Genomic DNA, 16,826 nt, shown 5'->3' with positions numbered 1-16,826 from the left:
GCCTTACCCTGCTATCTGCTTTTCACCCGAAAGCCATGTGGCTTTCGCAAACAGCCCGTCGTCAAGATGGACTGCATCCATCCGCATGCCAGGACGGAACGTGCCGCGATCATTGAGACGCAAATAGCGCGCCGGATATTGACTCGCCATGCGCAGTGCCTCGGCCAGCGTCAGCTCCAGCTCGGCCACGCCGAAACGCACTGCCGACGCCATATCAAGATCGGAACCGGCAATGGTGCCATCCGCCAGCACAAGCTTGGAGCAGATGCCGCCCGGCACACGACGGACAGCACGTCCGTTGATTTCGAAGCTTTCAGAGTCCGAACCAACCAGAGCCATAGCATCCGTTACGAAGAAAAGGTGGGCATCTCCCCGCTTCGCCCGCAAGGCAAGCCGCAGCGCCATCGGATCGACATGGTGGCCATCGGCAACGATGCCGCACCAGATATCGGGATGGTCAAGCGCTGCCCCTGCCAGACCCGGCGCACGATGGCCGATCTGGCTCATGGCGTTGAAAAGATGGGTCACGCTTCGCGCACCGGCATCGAAACGCTTGAACGCCTCTTCGGCGGTAGTGTCACTGTGGCCGATGCTGACGACGACACCGCCTTCGCTCAGGCGGCGCACCTGCTCAGGTGTGACCTGTTCTGCGGCAAGCGTGACCAGTAATGTCCCGACCTGCCTTGCCGTATGGATATAGAGCGCAATATCGGCATCATTGACGGGACGCATCAGTTCCGCCAGATGAGCGCCCTTCCTTGCCGGGGCCAGATGCGGCCCTTCGAGATGGAGACCGGCAACGCCCTTGTCGGCCTTGACCGCTTCTATTGCCGCTTCAATGGCGTGGTCGCGTACCGGCGTTGTATCGGTGATCAACGTCGGCAAAAGGCTCGTCGTTCCATATTTGCGATGCCCCTTGGCAATCACGAACATGGTCTCGGACGTGGGCTGATCGTTGAGCATGCGCCCGCCACCGCCATTAACCTGCGCATCGATGAAGCCGGGCGCCAAAACACCACCGTTCAGGCGCTCGACATCATGGGCTTCGCCAAGTGAGGCTTCCGGCACCATGGCCTCGATCTTGCCATCACTGAACACCAGCGCACTTTGGTCATGAAAGCGCTCGCCATCAAAAATGCGCGCGCCTGCTATTGCCGATTTCCTGGTCATACCGTCACCGTAACCTTGTTGAGATTGCGCGGCTTATCAGGGTCAAAACCCTTGCGGCGCGTGACCGCTTCAATGACGCGGTAATAATTGATGAGGGAAACCAGCGGATCGAGATGCGCATTGCCCGTGCTTGCCGACGGCAGCCGGAAGCCCGGCGTTTCCGCATCGGATAGCGACACAATGCTCGCCCCGAACGAATGCAGTCGCTTCAGGGCCTGCATATTGGTGTCGAAAGCTTCATCACGCGGCAGGAAGGAAATGATCGGAAACCCCTCTTCCACAAGACGCATCGGCCCGTGCATCAGCTCCGCCAGCGAGAAAGCCTCCGCATGGATGTTGGCGGTTTCCTTTGCCTTCAGCGCCGCTTCGAGCGCAATCGCAAAGGCCGTGCCGCGACCGCCCGTATAAAGCGAGCGGGCATTGAAAAGGAGATTTTCAACTGCTTCGCGACCATCGGGCCGTGTTGCAGAAAGCGCCTCCGGCAGGCGTTGCAGCCCGGCCTGCAGGCTTGCATCGCCGCTGGCCGACGCCACCACCCCCGAAAGCGCTGCAACTGCAGCAATGAACGACTTGGTTGCGGCAACACTCTTTTCTTCACCGGCGTTCAACGCCAGCACGACATCGGCGGCATTGCCAAGCGGGCTATCGACAACGTTCACGACCGCAATTGTGGTTGCACCACCCTTTTTGGCAGCTTCCTGCGCCGCGACAATGTCGGGGCTGGCGCCGGACTGCGACACGGTGAAATGCAGTCCGTTCTTGAGCTTCAGCTTGGAACCATAGACCGATGCCACCGAAGGCCCGATGGATGCTACCGGAATACCCATCGTGATTTCCATCAGATATTTGAAGAATGTCGCCGCATGATCGGACGAACCGCGCGCGGCGGTCGTGATGACGGCAGGTTCGCTCTTCTGGAAAATGCGTGCTATCTCCGCAAAGGTGCCCGCCTCCTTCTCAAGCAGACCGACGACGACGGCAGGCGACTGTTCTGTTTCCTGCAGCATCAGGGAGGAAGGGCTATTCATGGTCATTCTCCAATTTTCAGTTCCGCGACGAAGTCATAGGCATCGGCGCGATAATGCGAACGGGTATATTCGACGATCCGGTCGTCCTCGAGATGCGAGACACGCTCGATCAAAAGCGCGGGCGCTCCCCGATGCACACCAAGCAGGCGTGCCGTACCGGGGTCGAGTGTAACTGCTGTCAGACGCTGCAAGGCGCGCACCGGCTTGTGGCCACGCCGCGCCAATGCGCCATAAAGCGAGGCTTCTTCGACACGATCCTTATCCAGATAATGGCGCGGAACCACCGCCCGCTCGAAGGCCATCGGAACGCCATCGGCAAGACGCAGACGATCCAGCCGCACCACCGTCGTATCGACACCGATCCCCAGCCGGAAAGCCTCGTCGGGCGACGGCCTGTCGACCTTGTTGGTGACAACGCGCGCGCCCGGCTCCTTGCCGCGTGACAGCATGTCCTCGGAAAACGAAGTCAGCCGCCAGAGATGCTGGCTGATACGGGCAGGCCGCTCGGCAACGAAGGTGCCGCTGCCACGTCGCGCCTCCACCGCGCCCTGTGTCAGCAATTCCTTATAGGCATTGCGAACGGTGATGCGGCCGATGCCAAGCTGTTCCGCCAAATCGCGCTCCGGCGGCAGGCCCACCGCGGGCGCAAGCTGCCCTTCCTCGATCAGTTCACCGAGAATGCGCGCAAGGTTCCGGTAAAGCGGCCCCGTCAGCTGCGGGTCGTGCAAGCCACGCTCTTCGATAGCCGTGATCAATGTGGTTCTATTCATACTTTACATAATAGAACCTATATAGAACCAATGACAAGTGACAATCTCATGAAAAAAGCCCGGTCGTGACCGGGCTTTTTGTTTAATGCGGTTGCTGCGCAGGATGCGCCTCAACTGGCGGCTCATCCGGCTTATGCTCCGGCTCCTTGATCCGGAACCACGCGACATAAAGCGCTGGCAGGAACAGCAGTGTGATTGCCGTGCCAGCTATGATACCGCCCATCATGGCATAGGCCATCGGCCCCCAGAACACTTCACGCGCAATCGGTATCAGCGCCAGACTTGCAGCGGCCGCAGTCAGAGCGATCGGTCGCATTCGATGCTGGCTCGCTTGCGTCACCGCATCCCAGGGATGCATGCCCTCCGTGATATGCTCCTCAACCTGCACGATCAGGATGACCGAGTTTCGGATAAGAATGCCAACCAGTGCCAGCACGCCGAGGATCGCCACAAAGCCGAGTGGTTTGCCACTCGGCAATAACGCAGCTACGACACCGATCAGCCCAAGCGGCGCCACAGCAACGACAAGGAACAACCGCTGAAAGCTCTGCAACTGAATCATCAGGATCGTAGCCATGACGAACAACATCAAAGGCACCACGGCAGCAATCGGCCCCTGGCTTTTGCCGCTTTCCTCCACCGTCCCCGCCGTCTGAATATAGTATCCTGATGGCAGCTTGTCTGCGAATGTCTTGATGGCTGGCGCCAGATCCTTGACGATTGTATCTGGCATTGTCTTGTCGATGATACCAGCGGCTACCGTGATCGTCGGAATACGTGAACGGCGATAGACGACCGGCTGTTCCAGTTCATACCGGAAATTGGCAATCGCCGCCAATGGCACCGACGTCCCGTTGCCGGTTGCAATCTGAAGGCTCTGCAGCGTATCGATCGAGTCACGCTCGTGTTTCTGCGCTCGCGCAATGACGTCGATCAGATATATCGAATCCCGAACCTGGGTGATCGTGATACCGCCGACAATACCGTTGAGGGTTGTTGCTATATCCTTGGAGGAGATACCGAGTTTTCTCGCCTTGTCCTGCATGACGTCGACGCGGATAACGCGACCCGGTTCGTTCCAGTTGTAGCTCACCACCCCAAGTCGCTTGTCGGAACTGAGGATACCAGCAAAATCCTGCGCGACGCCGCGCAGCTTCTGGATATCTGGCCCCGAGATACGATACTGAACCGGACGACCAACTGGCGGTCCGAGCTCCAGATACTTCACATAGACGTCCGTTCCGACGTAATCCTTCCGCAGAACCTCGTTGAATTTCTGCTTGAGCCTGTCGCGCGCTTCAAGATCTTTCGCAACGATGACCATCTGCCCGAAATATGGGTTGGCAGGTTGGACATCGAAGGAAAGAATGAAGCGGATAGCGCCCTGCCCGATATAGGTGCTCCAATGATCCACATCGGGATTATCCTTGAGCATCGTTGCTTCGAATTTCTCCATCTGGGCTTTGGTATCCGAGATCGAACTGTTCTGGGGCAGCGTCCAGTCGAGTACCAGTTCCGGACGATCCGATTCCGGAAAGAATTGCCGCTCGATAAATCCCATGCCAAAAACCGAGACGAGGAAAAGTGCAATCGTCGTAATGATCGTGATCCATTTGTGCCGCATAGAGGCGAGCAGGACCTGAGAGAACATGTTGAAGAAACGGCTATGCTTCTCCTCATGCGCCTTCATCTTCCTCGGCAGGAACGTAACACCGAGCAAAGGTGCGAAGAGAACGGCGACGATCCATGAAACAAGCAATGAAACCGCAATCACGACAAACAGCGTATAGGTATATTCGCCAGCCTGACTGTTGTTCAGCCCGATGGGGATAAAGCCTGCAATAGTGACGAGCGTACCCGTCAGCATCGGAAAGGCCGTGTGCGAATATACATAGGTCGCAGCCTTATTGATGGGGTCACCGACCTCCAGTCGCGCTACCATCATTTCAACTGCAATCATCGCATCATCGACAAGCAGACCCAGTGCGATGATAAGCGCACCGAGAGACACGCGCTGCAACGAAATATCCATCAGCGACATCGCCAGGAAAGTGATCGCCAACACCAACGGAATTGACAGCGAAACGACAAAGCCTGCTCTTACGCCCAGACTCACGAAGCTCACCGCCAGAACGATGACGACGGCCTCGAACAGCGCTTTGGTAAAGCCAGAAACAGCTTCCGTGACGACCTGAGGCTGATCGGCGACCTTGAATAGCTTAACTCCGACAGGCAGTTCCGCCGTCACCTGGCTCATCATCTTGTCGAGTGCAGCGCCGAATTCGAGCAGATTGCCGTTCGGCTTCATGCCAATGCCAAGACCGATAGCATCTTGTCCGTTCACCCGGAAAATGGATGTTGGCGGATCGACATAGCCCCGTGTGATCGTCGCCACGTCGGAAAGGCGGAAGAAGCGATCATTGACACGCAGATTTACTGCACGCAAATCGGCCTCGGAGTTAAATTGCCCGCTGACACGCACACTAATGCGCTCTGGCCCGGCTTCCACCACACCAGAAGGCGTGATCGCATTCTGATCCTGCAGGGCTTGGAGGATTGCCTGTTGGTCCAGTCCGAGCGCGGCAATCTGACGGGTCGAAAACTCCAGATAGATTGCCTCATCCTGCGCGCCGATCAGTTCGACCTTGCCCGCATTGGGCAATGTCAGAATTTTTGTCCGCGTGCTTTCGGCATAGTCCCGCAACTGCCGCATGGAAAGACCATCCGACGTAAACGCGTAGACGTTTCCGTAAACGTCACCGAATTGATCATTAAAATACGGTCCGAGAACGCCCTGCGGCAGCGTATTCTGAATATCATTCAGAAGATGGCGTACTTCGGTCCATGACTTTTTGACCTGCTCCGCCCTGGTCGTATCTTTAAGAAATACAAACACGACCGATTTGCCCGCTGTGGTTATGCTGCGGGTATAATCCAGCGTATCCAGTTCTTCGAGCTTCTTTTCCAGCCGGTCCGTAACCTGATTGAGCGTTTCCTCGACAGAAGCGCCGGGCCAGTTGGCCTGTACAACCATCGTTTTGACGGTGAACTCCGGATCTTCCTCACGACCGAGATCGATATAGGAAATGAGACCGGCCACCAGAAAGACAAGCATGAAGTACCAGACCAGAGACCGGTGATTCAGAGCCCAGTCAGACAGATTGAATCCCTTCTTCACAGGCCTGTTCCTTTCTCGTTCAGGCGGACCTTCTGTCCTTCCTTCAACTCATGCACACCGGCAATCGCCACATAGCTTCCGACATCCACGCCACCGGCAACGAAACTGTTGCCATCCCGTTGGATAACCTGCACATCATGAAGAGAAACCGTCTGTTTATGCGGATCAATAATCCAGATGCTCGTCTTGCCATTTTCATCGAGCAAGGCCTGGATCGGCATCGTCACAAGATTCCGTTCAGGCGCAGCCATAACGGCCCGGATCGTCGCACCGAGGCGAAAGCCCTCCGGCGGATTTTCAAGCGCAATACGCACACGCCGCGTACGAGTCTGAGCATCTGCCTGTGGGGCAACTTCACGCACGGTTCCCTGCCCGGTGACACCAGGATCAGCCTGCAACTGCACATTGAACGGCGTGCCCTGTTCAAAATATTGCGTCATGCTATCGGGAATATCGAGCACCGCTTCGCGAATATCGGGACGTGCGACTGTCATCACGGTCTGTCCAGCCGCAACCACCTGACCGACTTCCGCATTCGTTGCGGAGATGACACCGTCGAAATCTGGACGCAACACTGCATAGCTGCGCTGATTCTGCGCCATCTTCAGACTGGCCTGAGCCTTTTCAAGACCCGCTTCGGCACTGTCGCGCCCCTGTTTGGCTGCATCATAGTCGGCTTGCGAGACATTATTGCCTTTCAGCAAGATATGCTGGCGTTCTTCGCTTGCCGAAGCGTTTGCATATTGCGCCTGAGCGCTGGCAAGATCGGCGCGTGCGGACTGCACCGCCAGATCAAGCGTGGACGGATCGACCATCGCAACCATTTCGTTCTTCTGAACGAGATCACCAACCTGAACGGGCCGGTTGATGATGCGCCCAAGTACCCGGAAAGCGAGATCGGTCGAGTAACGCGGTTCAATCGTACCGGCAAAACCCGTCTGGGTAACCGGCTTCGGCTCAACGACCATATAGAGCACCGGTCGCACAACGTCCGTGTTCGCTTGCTTCTCTTCTTCCTTGCCACAGGCGCTGAGCAGAACCGCCGCACCAAGCACGACGATACACCCCATCGATCGCATCATGGGAAACTGGATTATCTGCTTCATTGCGAGACGGTTCCTTCTGGCCCCTGCACAATTTCAGTCGGCTCGCCGGAGCGCAGCATCTGCGCACCCGCAGTCACGATCAGCTCGCCTTCCTGCAAGCCGCCTTCCACGATCAGCCGTTCCTTCTCATAGGCAAGGACCTTGATTGGAACGAGTGTTGCGACTTTGGAATCTTTTGCAATTCGCCAAACGGCTGTGCGCCCCGCATCCGACGTCATCGCACTCCACGGCAGAGCGATCACCCGCAGAACATCCATATGAACCGTGCCTGTTACGGTGGCGCCCAGCGCCATCTGCGGCGGTGTCCGTGCTATCCCCACCTTCACCCGGACTGTGCCGGTTTGTGAATCGACCACCGGCGAAATTTCACGGATCTTGCCTTCAGCGGTTACGGACACATCGGAGAGCAAGGAAATCGTGACCCCCATGCCGATCTTGGCATGATTGACTAATGTTTCCTGCACATCGAAGACAGCATCGCGCGGACCGTCCTCAGCAATGGAAAAGGCTGTCTGCGCCGCTTGAACGACCTGACCAGTCTCGATATTGCGCGCAGTTATCATACCGGTAACAGGCGCCAGCAATTCCGTGTAGGACAGCTGATCGCGCGCATCATTAAACTCGCTTTCAGCGCTGGAAAGAGCGCTCTGAGCCGTCTGCAGGTTTTGGTTTGCCTGATCATAGGTGCTGCGCGTCGTAAACCCTTGGGCGAGCAAGGCCTTCTGACGTGTGAAATTGGCCTGCGCCTGCACGAGTTGCGCCTGTGCGGCGTCTTTCGTAGCCTGTGCAACACGCAGATTGGCTTGCTGCTCGACATTGTCGATACGCGCCAGGGATTGACCCTTCTCCACGTGCTGGCCGATTTCTGCCATACGTTCGACTACCTGACCATTCAGGCGGAAAGAGACGTTGACGAGTGAGCGAGCCGCTATCGCGCCTGACAATGTCAGTTTCGGCTGATAGTCACTCGCCTCGGCCTTTAAGACCGCTACTGGAACGACATCAAACGACTCCGCATAAGCAAAAGACCCCGTCGCCAGCAGAAGAGCCAAGCCCGCTAGCATGCCACGACTTTTCCGGTAGGGGCCTGGTCGCAAAATCTGCTTCCACCCATTCCATAAGCCGTAAGTGAATGATTTTACCGCCATTTGCACGATTCTCACTGGTTCGGTTTCATTGAGAATGCACTAAAACTATGCAAAAAACAGCGCCATGGTAAAAGATAATGAATCATAGTTATCACTAATAAAGACACGGAAAATACAAATTTCGAAGCAACTGACGTACTCAGTCACGTATCAAGATATTTATAAGTAGAGACGTATTTCTTTGATAAATTCTGGGAGTTTTTCCCGAATAGAATGACAGCCCATCATCGTGAGCGTCGTACTACCTTTCTATCCTCTCGATAATTCTTTGCCCTGCGGCGCTTAATTCGTAGCGCGTACGTTGTGTCCGCGGATCGCGATGCCTGATCCTTATATAGCCGTGATCCTCGCCGAGCACCGAAATTTCCCGGAGCACCAGCGCGTGCGCAACACCCAATAACCGCGCAAAAGTTCGACTGTCCGATGCAATATCCAGTGCCAGCGCGGCGACAATCCCCGCACCAAGACCGGTAAGGCTGCTGGCCGCACTCATGAGAGCCTCGACGAACGCCATATATTCCGCCTCGCCCTCATCCATCATGCGGCAGCCGGTTTAAGAGGACGGAACGAAACAATCACAGATTTCGAGGTCGGCGTGTAACTTTCATCACCGGAACTGGCGAGCGGCACCAGCACATTCATTTCCGGATAGTAGCCTGCGATACAGCCGCGCGGGATATCGTAGGGCACAAAGCGGAAATTCTGCGCAATACGCTCCACACCATCGTCGAATTCGCCGACAATATCAGCCCGATCACCGGCCTCGACACCGATATCCGCCATATCATCCGCATTCATGAAGACCACTTGCCGCTCGCCGTAAACGCCGCGATAGCGATCATCCATGCCATAAATAGTCGTGTTGTACTGATCATGGCTGCGGAATGTCTGCAGCACATAACGCCCCGGCATACCACGCGCCTGCTGATGTTCGACAGTTTCCGGCAGAGCGCCGGTCCAGAATGTGGCCTTGCCCTTTGCCGTGTTCCATTCCAGCTCGCGGGCAGAGTTGCGCAAGTGGAAGCCGCGCGGGACCCGCACGCGCTCATTGAAATCATAGAAGTCCGGCAGCACACGAGCGATATGATTGCGGATAAGATCATAGTCGTCAGCAAGCTCCAGCCAATCGACCAGGTTAGCGCCGAGTGTCGCCTGCGCCATGCCCGCAATGATCGCCACTTCCGAACGCAGATGTGCAGATGCAGGTGCGTTGATGCCGCCTGAGCCATGCACCATGCTCATGGAATCCTCAACCGTCACGATCTGCGCCACACCTCTGGAATTGAGGTCGATTTCTGTGCGGCCAAGGCATGGCAGAATGAAAGATTCCCGCCCCGGCACCAGATGCGAATGGTTGAGCTTGGTCGCGATATGGACCGTCAGGTGCTGACCGGAAAGCGCTTTCGAAATAAGCGGGCTATCCGGAGTAGCGCGTGCGAAATTGCCGCCAAGGCCGATGAAGGCCTGAGCAGACCCGTCGAGCATGGCACCAATGGCACCCAGAACATTGTGACCCGGCTCACGCGGAACATCAAAGCCGAATTCCTTTTCAAGAGCATCGAGAAATGCGACCGGAGGCCGTTCATTGATGCCGACGGTACGATCGCCCTGCACGTTTGAATGGCCGCGCACCGGACAGAGCCCGGCGCCCGGCCTGCCAATATTGCCGCGCAACAGCATGAAATTGGTAATTTCGCGGATCGTGATCACCGAATGGCGGTGCTGGGTGATGCCCATCGCCCAGGTACAGATAACCCGTTCCGATTCCATATAGACTTGCGCCGCGCGCTCCAGTGACTGCCGGAGAAGCCCCGACTGGTCCTCAATTTCTTCCCATGAGGTCGCGTCAACAGCCGCCCGATAGGCTTCCAGTTCAGCCGTATGTGTACAGAGAAACTCCCGATCGAGGATCGAGGGCTTGCCTGCGGCGAGTGCCGCATCGTCCGCCGCGAAAATCGCCTTGGCCATACCACGGAAAGCGGCAAGATCGCCGCCAAGGCGCGGCTGGAAATAGTCGCTCGCTATGGCTTCGCTGCCGCCATGCAGCATTTCAAGCTTGTTCTGCGGATCGGCGAACCGCTCCAGCCCGCGTTCGCGGATCGGATTGAAAACGACAATGCGCGCGCCGCGCTCGGCAGCACGGCGCAAATCACCCAGCATGCGCGGATGATTGGTGCCCGGATTCTGGCCAACGACGAAAATGGCATCGGCCATTTCGAAATCTTCCAGCAGCACTGTCCCCTTGCCGACGCCAACCGACTGTTTCAGTGCAACGCCGCTTGCCTCGTGGCACATATTGGAGCAGTCAGGGAAATTGTTGGTCCCATAGGCGCGCACAAACAACTGATAGAGAAACGCAGCCTCGTTCGAGGCGCGACCCGACGTATAGAACTCAACCCGGTTCGGACTGTCGAAACTCTTGAGAATGTCGCCGATAGTCTTGAACGCCTCATCCCATTCGACGACTTCATACTGATCGGTCGAAGCGTTGTACCGCATCGGATGGGTCAAACGACCGGTATTTTCCAGATCGTAATCCGTCCAGCTGCGCAATTGCGAAACCGTATGTTCGCGGAAGAAGGCAGGCGTTGTACGCCGGTCGGTTGCCTCCCAGGCGACAGCCTTCACGCCGTTCTCGCAAAATTCGAAGGAAGAGCCATGCTCCGGATCACCCCAGGCACAACCGGGGCAATCAAACCCGTCAGGCTGGTTTGCCTTGAGAAGCGTGCGCGCGCCGGAGAGCGGAGCGCCGCTTGCAAGCAGTTGCTTGCCGCAGCTTTTCAATGCACCCCATCCGCCTGCTGCAGCGGATCGCTTGCCGATGAAACCGGTTTTGGTGGCCTTGCTCATCCGTTACCCTCTAACCAATTGCGGGACCGCCTTCTCACTAGCAAAAAGATGCCTTGGGCGGGTGCCAATATCATAAGTGGAATTACCTGTTCCTTCAATTAACCGCGAGGCAATTGTTATTCGATACTTGTTCGTACTTGATTTCAGCCGCGCGATCCGTCATGCGATTGGTCAAGAAAAATTACCACAAGGGGTGGGATAGATGCCCAACATCGTTGAAATCGCCGATTTGAAGCGGCTTGCCCAGCGCCGCGTCCCCAAGATGTTCTTTGATTACGCGGATTCTGGTGCCTGGACCGAGTCGACATATCGCGCAAACGAAGACGACTTCAAGAAGATCAAGCTGCGCCAGCGCGTCCTCGTCGACATGACGAACCGTTCGCTGGAAACGACGATGATCGGCGAAAAAGTGTCCATGCCGGTAGCGCTCGCCCCGACAGGCCTGACAGGCATGCAGCACGCCGACGGTGAAATGCTGGCAGCGCAAGCAGCTGAAGCCTTCGGCGTTTCCTTCACCCTTTCGACCATGAGCATCTGCTCCATTGAAGATGTCGCTTCGGTCACCAAGAAGCCGTTCTGGTTCCAGCTCTACGTGATGAAGGACCGCGACTTCGTGAAGAATCTGATCGGTCGCGCCAAGGCTGCCGGTTGCTCGGCATTGGTGCTGACACTCGACCTTCAGATTCTCGGCCAGCGCCACAAGGATATCCGCAACGGCCTTTCAGCTCCGCCGAAATTCACCCCAAAGCATATCTGGCAGATGGCGACCCGCCCCGGCTGGTGCCTTGGCATGATGGGCACGCAGCGCCGCACATTCCGCAACATCGCCGGTCACGCCAAGAACGTCACCGACCTTTCCTCGCTTTCCTCCTGGACGGCGGAACAGTTCGATCCGCAGCTCAACTGGAACGACGTGGCCTGGATCAAGGAACAATGGGGTGGCAAGCTCATCCTCAAGGGCATTCTCGATGCCGAAGACGCCAGGATGGCGGCAAAGTCAGGTGCAGACGCAATCATCGTGTCGAACCACGGTGGACGTCAGCTTGATGGCGCACCGTCTTCTATCTCCATGCTGCAGCCGATCGTTGACGCTGTCGGCGACAAGATCGAAGTGCATGTCGATGGCGGTATCCGCTCCGGTCAGGATGTGCTTAAAGCCCGCGCGCTCGGTGCGCAGGGTGTGTTCATCGGCCGTCCGTTCCTCTATGGCCTCGGCGCGATGGGCAAGGATGGCGTAACGCTGGCGCTGGAAATCATCCGCAAGGAACTGGATGTCACGATGGCGCTTTGCGGCAAGCGCGATATCAACGATATCGACAAGTCGATCATCCATTCCATAGATTTTTGACAGCTAACGGAGCCGGCTTCGCGTCGGCTCCGATATTTTAGCAATTACTTTTATAATATCGCGCCACACGCGAGTACCGGCGAATGATGCACCGCAAAGTTACTTAAAAATAACCAAGTGTTAAACATATCTCTTTACCATATTCGGCAGTACGGCTCGTGGCCGTTTTTCTGTTCGGATTTGGAGTGGGAACCGATGAAGTGCACTTCCGCCATTGCCATCGTGGCTATCAGTCTGATGGCGGGATCAGGAGCGGCGTTTGCCGCCGATATAATTGCAGACCCTGTCATCGAGCCCATGCCGGAACCGGTTAATTCCTCCGGCTGGTATATTCGTGGCGACCTCGGTTACAATTTCAAATCGAGCACGGATGGCGACTGGAGCTTCTGGAACCAGTTCGATCCGCCCTATCGCGGCATTGACGATACGCTGCGCTATGACGATTTCAACCTCAAGGCAGGCGCGACTTATGGAGTGGGTGTCGGTTACCGCTTCACCGACATGTTCCGTGCCGATGCCACGCTCGACTTCTTCCGCGCGGGCATCAACGGGCGCACCGCCTGCCCAAGCTATGTGAAATCCAGCAAGGGCTTCAACCCGGTTGAGGATAATTGCAATTACGAGGATTCTTCGACGGCCAATATCTGGACGGCCATGGCTAACGCCTATGTCGACCTGCCGCGCGTAGGACCAGTCACACCTTATTTAGGCGCCGGTCTGGGCGCTGCCTATGTACAATATGACGACTGGAAGACCCATGAAGTTTGTGCTGGCTGCACCTATTCAAGCGAAAAGGACGGGCTGGACAGCTGGCGCTTTGCAATGGCTCTAATGGCCGGTGTCAGCTACGATCTGACCGAGCAACTCAAGCTGGATGTCGGCTACCGCTATATGCGCATCAATGGCGGCAAAGCCTACGGTTTCGACGCCGCCGACCGCAGCACCAATCCTTACGGCAATGCTGAAGGACCGGGCGCAACCGGAACGCAGGCCAAGGACAATGGCTTCAACATGCACACGATCCGTGCCGGTCTTCGCTACGAATTCCGTTAAAAAGGATACGTTTGAATAGAAAAGCCCGGTCAGTGCCGGGCTTTTTTCATTTCAGCCGCGTGAAGTCGGCGCTTTCGACAGGAGCACCGTTCGGATGGCGAAACTGGAATGGATGCGCGCGACGCCGGGCAGTCGCGACAGGATTTCCTTGTGAATGATCTCATAAGCCGCAGCATTTTCGGCTTCGACACGCAGAATATAATCCGCGTCCCCCGTCATGAGATAGCATTCCTGTACTTCCGGGTGCCGCCGCACGGCCTCCTCGAAACGGTTCAGGAATTCCTCCGTCTGCCGGTCGAGCGTGATACGCACGATGGCGACCAGCCGCTCATCACCATCGGATGAGCCGACGATGGCCGTATAGCCACGGATAACGCCGCTTTCCTCCAATATTTGCACCCTCCGCAGGCAGGCGGACTGCGAAAGCCCCACTTCGCTGGCAAGATGGCTGTTGGTCATGCGCCCATCCCGGCGCAGGCAGCGGATGATATTGCGGTCAATACTGTCGAGCGTCGGCATGAATAATCTTCAACCTGAAAGCTAAAATATGCGCAAGATGTGCCGAAATTCGCATAATATGCGACAAATAGCAAAAACATTCGAATAGTCTTCGACTAATATGCGGGCAAGCTTTGGGAGTGAGGAGTCACAAGGTTTCTCAACCAAGGCTTATATGCTTTGGGCGGCAGACGATCCATATCGACAATGACGCTCCAAGCGTTCTCGTAGAGTAGTGAGCAGTTTGGAAAGAACCGTGTAAATGGTTGATATGTCGATGCAATTTTCACAGGATGAGCGCGATCTTGCTGCCGGTGGCGTATTGACCATCGACCTTTCGGCGCTGCGCCACAATTATTCGGCCATTGCCCGTCATATAGCACCCACCCGCGCGGCCGCCGTCGTCAAGGCAGATGCCTACGGGCTCGGCGCCAGCCGTGTCGCGCCAGCTTTTTACGATGCCGGTTGCCGTGATTTCTTCGTTGCGCATCTTGGCGAAGCCATTGCACTGAAGCCATTTCTCCAGCCCGATGCGACCCTTTACGTCCTGAATGGTCTTCAGCCGGGAACGGAAGAAGCATGCGCCCGCGAAGGCATTTTGCCGGTACTCAACTCGCTGGAACAGATTGAAAACTGGGCCGCACTCGCCGCCAGACAGGGCAAGAAGCTGCCCGCCCTGCTCCAGCTCGATACCGGCATGTCACGTCTCGGCCTGTCGCCGAAGGAATTTGAACGCCTTCAGGAGAGTTCAGCTCTTTTGGACAACATCGACATCAAGTTTGTCATCAGCCATCTGGCAAGCGGCGACGAGCCGGAAAATGCGGCAAATGCCCGTCAGCTTGCCAATATGACCGCCCTGCTTGCGCGTCTGCCAAAACTGCCGGTTGCTTTTGCCAATTCCGGCGGAACCTTTCTCGACAAGACCTATCATTTCGACCTCGCCCGCCCCGGTGTCGCGCTTTATGGCGTTGGACCTAAAAGCGAGATCGTTCCTGTCCTCACCCTTTCGGCACGTGTCATCCAGGTGCGCGACATCGACAAGGGCGCGGCTGTTGGCTATGGCGGCACCTATATAGCCGAAGGCCCAATGCGGGTGGCCACAATTGCCGTCGGCTATGCCGATGGCTGGTTCCGTTCTCTCAGCAACAAGGGCGCGGCCTTCTTCGGTGATACGCGCCTGCCAGTCATCGGCCGAGTATCGATGGACTCGATCACGCTCGACGTCAGCGCATTGCCGGAAGGCACGCTGAAACTCGGCAGCCTTGTGGAACTGATTGGTCCGCACCAGCGTCTCGAAGACGTGGCGCGCGACTGCGACACCATTCCCTATGAAATTCTGACTGCGCTCGGCAACCGTTATGCACGTGTCTACGTGGAGAGCGGCGCGAGCGGCATAAAAGCATAAGACAAGAGGCGAACATGCAGATCACCATCCTCGGCAGCGGCGTTATCGGCGTCACAACAGCCTACTACCTCGCCAAACTCGGTCACGAGGTAACCGTTGTCGACCGCGAAGAAGGCCCGGCACTGGAAACAAGCTTCGCCAATGCGGGTCAGGTTTCACCCGGTTACGCGTCGCCATGGGCCGCACCCGGCATTCCGTTCAAGGCTGCGAAATGGCTGTTCCAGAAGCACGCGCCGCTCATCCTGCGCCCGACCTGCGACCCGGCTCAATATAGCTGGCTGATGCAGATGCTCGCGAACTGCACCGACAACCGCTACAAGGTCAACAAGACCCGCATGGTGCGCGTTGCCGAATATGCGCGCGACTGCCTTGTCGATCTGCGCAAGGAAACCGGCATCGAATATGACCAGCGCATGCAGGGCACGCTCCAGCTTTTCCGCGAGCAGTACCAGCTCGATGGCATCGGCAAGGACATTGAAGTGCTGCGTCAGGACGGCGTACCGTTCGAAGTCCTCGACCGCGACGGATGCGCCAAAGTGGAACCGGCGCTTGCCCGCGTGAAGGATAAGTTCGTCGGTGGCTTGCGTCTGCCGCATGACGAAACCGGCGACTGCTTCAAATTCACCAATGCGCTGGCAAAGATTGCCGAAGGGCTTGGCGTGAAATTCCGCTTTGGCGTCAACATCAAGTCGTTGCTGATGTCCGGCGGCAAGGTTTCCGGTGTCGAGACCTCCGAGGGCGTTCTGACCGCCGACCGTTATGTCGTCGCGCTCGGCAGCTATACGCCAGCGCTCGTCAAATCGCTGGGCCTCAACGCCCCGATCTATCCGGTGAAAGGCTATTCCATCACCGCGCCAATCGTCGATGAGGATCGCGCGCCGGTTTCGACGGTTTTGGACGAAAGCTACAAGATTGCCATCACCCGCCTTGGCGACCGCATTCGCGTCGGCGGCATGGCGGAAGTGTCAGGTTTCACCAAGGATCTTCCCGCCGCGCGCCGCGCGACGCTCGATCTGTCGGTCACCGACCTGTTCCCCGGCGGCGATCTGAAAGCAGCAACCTTCTGGTCCGGCCTGCGCCCGATGACGCCAGATTCCACGCCGATCATCGGCGCAACGCGCTACGACAACGTGTTCATCAACGCCGGTCATGGAACGCTCGGCTGGACCATGTCGTGTGGTTCCGGCAAATTGCTCGCCGACCTCATTTCCGGCAACAAGCCGGATATCCGGGCCGACGATCTCGGTATCTCCCGCTACGAATAAGAATACG

At 57.0% G+C, this 16,826-nt stretch carries 13 protein-coding genes; 4 read left to right on the top strand and 9 right to left on the bottom strand.

All coding sequences use genetic code 11. The annotated features are described in order from the left end of the window. Positions 1-3: 3 nt before the first annotated feature. From nagA to HWX93_RS05265, 8 genes are all read right to left on the bottom strand, one after another. Entirely contained in the window at positions 4-1,170 is a 1,167-nt protein-coding gene (nagA, locus tag HWX93_RS05300) for an N-acetylglucosamine-6-phosphate deacetylase (protein ID WP_176036746.1), read from the bottom strand. Next, entirely contained in the window at positions 1,167-2,198 is a 1,032-nt protein-coding gene (locus HWX93_RS05295) for an SIS domain-containing protein (RefSeq protein ID WP_176036745.1), read from the bottom strand. The genes nagA and HWX93_RS05295 overlap by 4 nt, the downstream gene beginning before the upstream one ends. Before the next feature lie 2 nt (positions 2,199-2,200). Beyond that, positions 2,201-2,968: a GntR family transcriptional regulator gene (locus tag HWX93_RS05290; protein ID WP_176036744.1), complete on the bottom strand. Its 768-nt coding sequence runs from the start codon at positions 2,966-2,968 to the stop codon at positions 2,201-2,203. An 82-nt stretch (positions 2,969-3,050) separates the two neighbouring features. Next, positions 3,051-6,146 carry an efflux RND transporter permease subunit gene (locus HWX93_RS05285; protein ID WP_109987303.1) on the bottom strand — a complete coding sequence of 1,032 codons (3,096 nt, stop codon included), beginning with the start codon at positions 6,144-6,146 and terminating at the stop codon, positions 3,051-3,053. Beyond that, complete coding sequence (locus tag HWX93_RS05280) at positions 6,143-7,252, bottom strand: efflux RND transporter periplasmic adaptor subunit (protein WP_176036743.1); 1,110 nt, start codon at positions 7,250-7,252, stop codon at positions 6,143-6,145. The genes HWX93_RS05285 and HWX93_RS05280 overlap by 4 nt, the downstream gene beginning before the upstream one ends. Further along, positions 7,249-8,400 (bottom strand): efflux RND transporter periplasmic adaptor subunit, encoded by a 1,152-nt coding sequence (locus HWX93_RS05275; RefSeq protein ID WP_109987305.1) that lies wholly within the window; start codon positions 8,398-8,400, stop codon positions 7,249-7,251. The genes HWX93_RS05280 and HWX93_RS05275 overlap by 4 nt, the downstream gene beginning before the upstream one ends. Positions 8,401-8,641: 241 nt before the next feature. After that, complete coding sequence (locus tag HWX93_RS05270; RefSeq protein WP_109987306.1) at positions 8,642-8,941, bottom strand: hypothetical protein; 300 nt, start codon at positions 8,939-8,941, stop codon at positions 8,642-8,644. Continuing rightward, positions 8,938-11,250 carry an FdhF/YdeP family oxidoreductase gene (locus HWX93_RS05265; RefSeq protein WP_176036742.1) on the bottom strand — a complete coding sequence of 771 codons (2,313 nt, stop codon included), beginning with the start codon at positions 11,248-11,250 and terminating at the stop codon, positions 8,938-8,940. Before HWX93_RS05265 ends, HWX93_RS05270 begins: the two co-directional genes overlap by 4 nt. Positions 11,251-11,452: 202 nt before the next feature. Between HWX93_RS05265 and HWX93_RS05260 the strand changes: the two genes are divergently transcribed. Next, positions 11,453-12,598 (top strand): alpha-hydroxy acid oxidase, encoded by a 1,146-nt coding sequence (locus tag HWX93_RS05260; RefSeq protein WP_176036741.1) that lies wholly within the window; start codon positions 11,453-11,455, stop codon positions 12,596-12,598. 195 nt (positions 12,599-12,793) lie between these two features. Further along, positions 12,794-13,651: an outer membrane protein gene (locus HWX93_RS05255; RefSeq protein ID WP_109987309.1), complete on the top strand. Its 858-nt coding sequence runs from the start codon at positions 12,794-12,796 to the stop codon at positions 13,649-13,651. Positions 13,652-13,702: 51 nt separating this feature from the next. Here HWX93_RS05255 and HWX93_RS05250 read toward each other — a convergent pair whose 3' ends face one another. Beyond that, positions 13,703-14,170 (bottom strand): Lrp/AsnC family transcriptional regulator, encoded by a 468-nt coding sequence (locus HWX93_RS05250; RefSeq protein WP_010659515.1) that lies wholly within the window; start codon positions 14,168-14,170, stop codon positions 13,703-13,705. Between the two features lie 241 nt (positions 14,171-14,411). Here HWX93_RS05250 and alr point away from each other — a divergent pair, with 241 nt between their 5' ends. Continuing rightward, entirely contained in the window at positions 14,412-15,554 is a 1,143-nt protein-coding gene (gene alr / locus HWX93_RS05245; RefSeq protein WP_176036740.1) for an alanine racemase, read from the top strand. A gap of 14 nt (positions 15,555-15,568) precedes the next feature. Then, positions 15,569-16,819: a D-amino acid dehydrogenase gene (locus tag HWX93_RS05240; protein ID WP_176036739.1), complete on the top strand. Its 1,251-nt coding sequence runs from the start codon at positions 15,569-15,571 to the stop codon at positions 16,817-16,819. The last annotated feature ends 7 nt before the right edge of the window (positions 16,820-16,826 follow it).

It is taken from the genome of Brucella tritici (genome assembly GCF_902825325.1).
In the GTDB taxonomy this organism is placed as follows: domain Bacteria; phylum Pseudomonadota; class Alphaproteobacteria; order Rhizobiales; family Rhizobiaceae; genus Brucella.
This window is presented reverse-complemented; position numbering and strand designations above follow the sequence as displayed.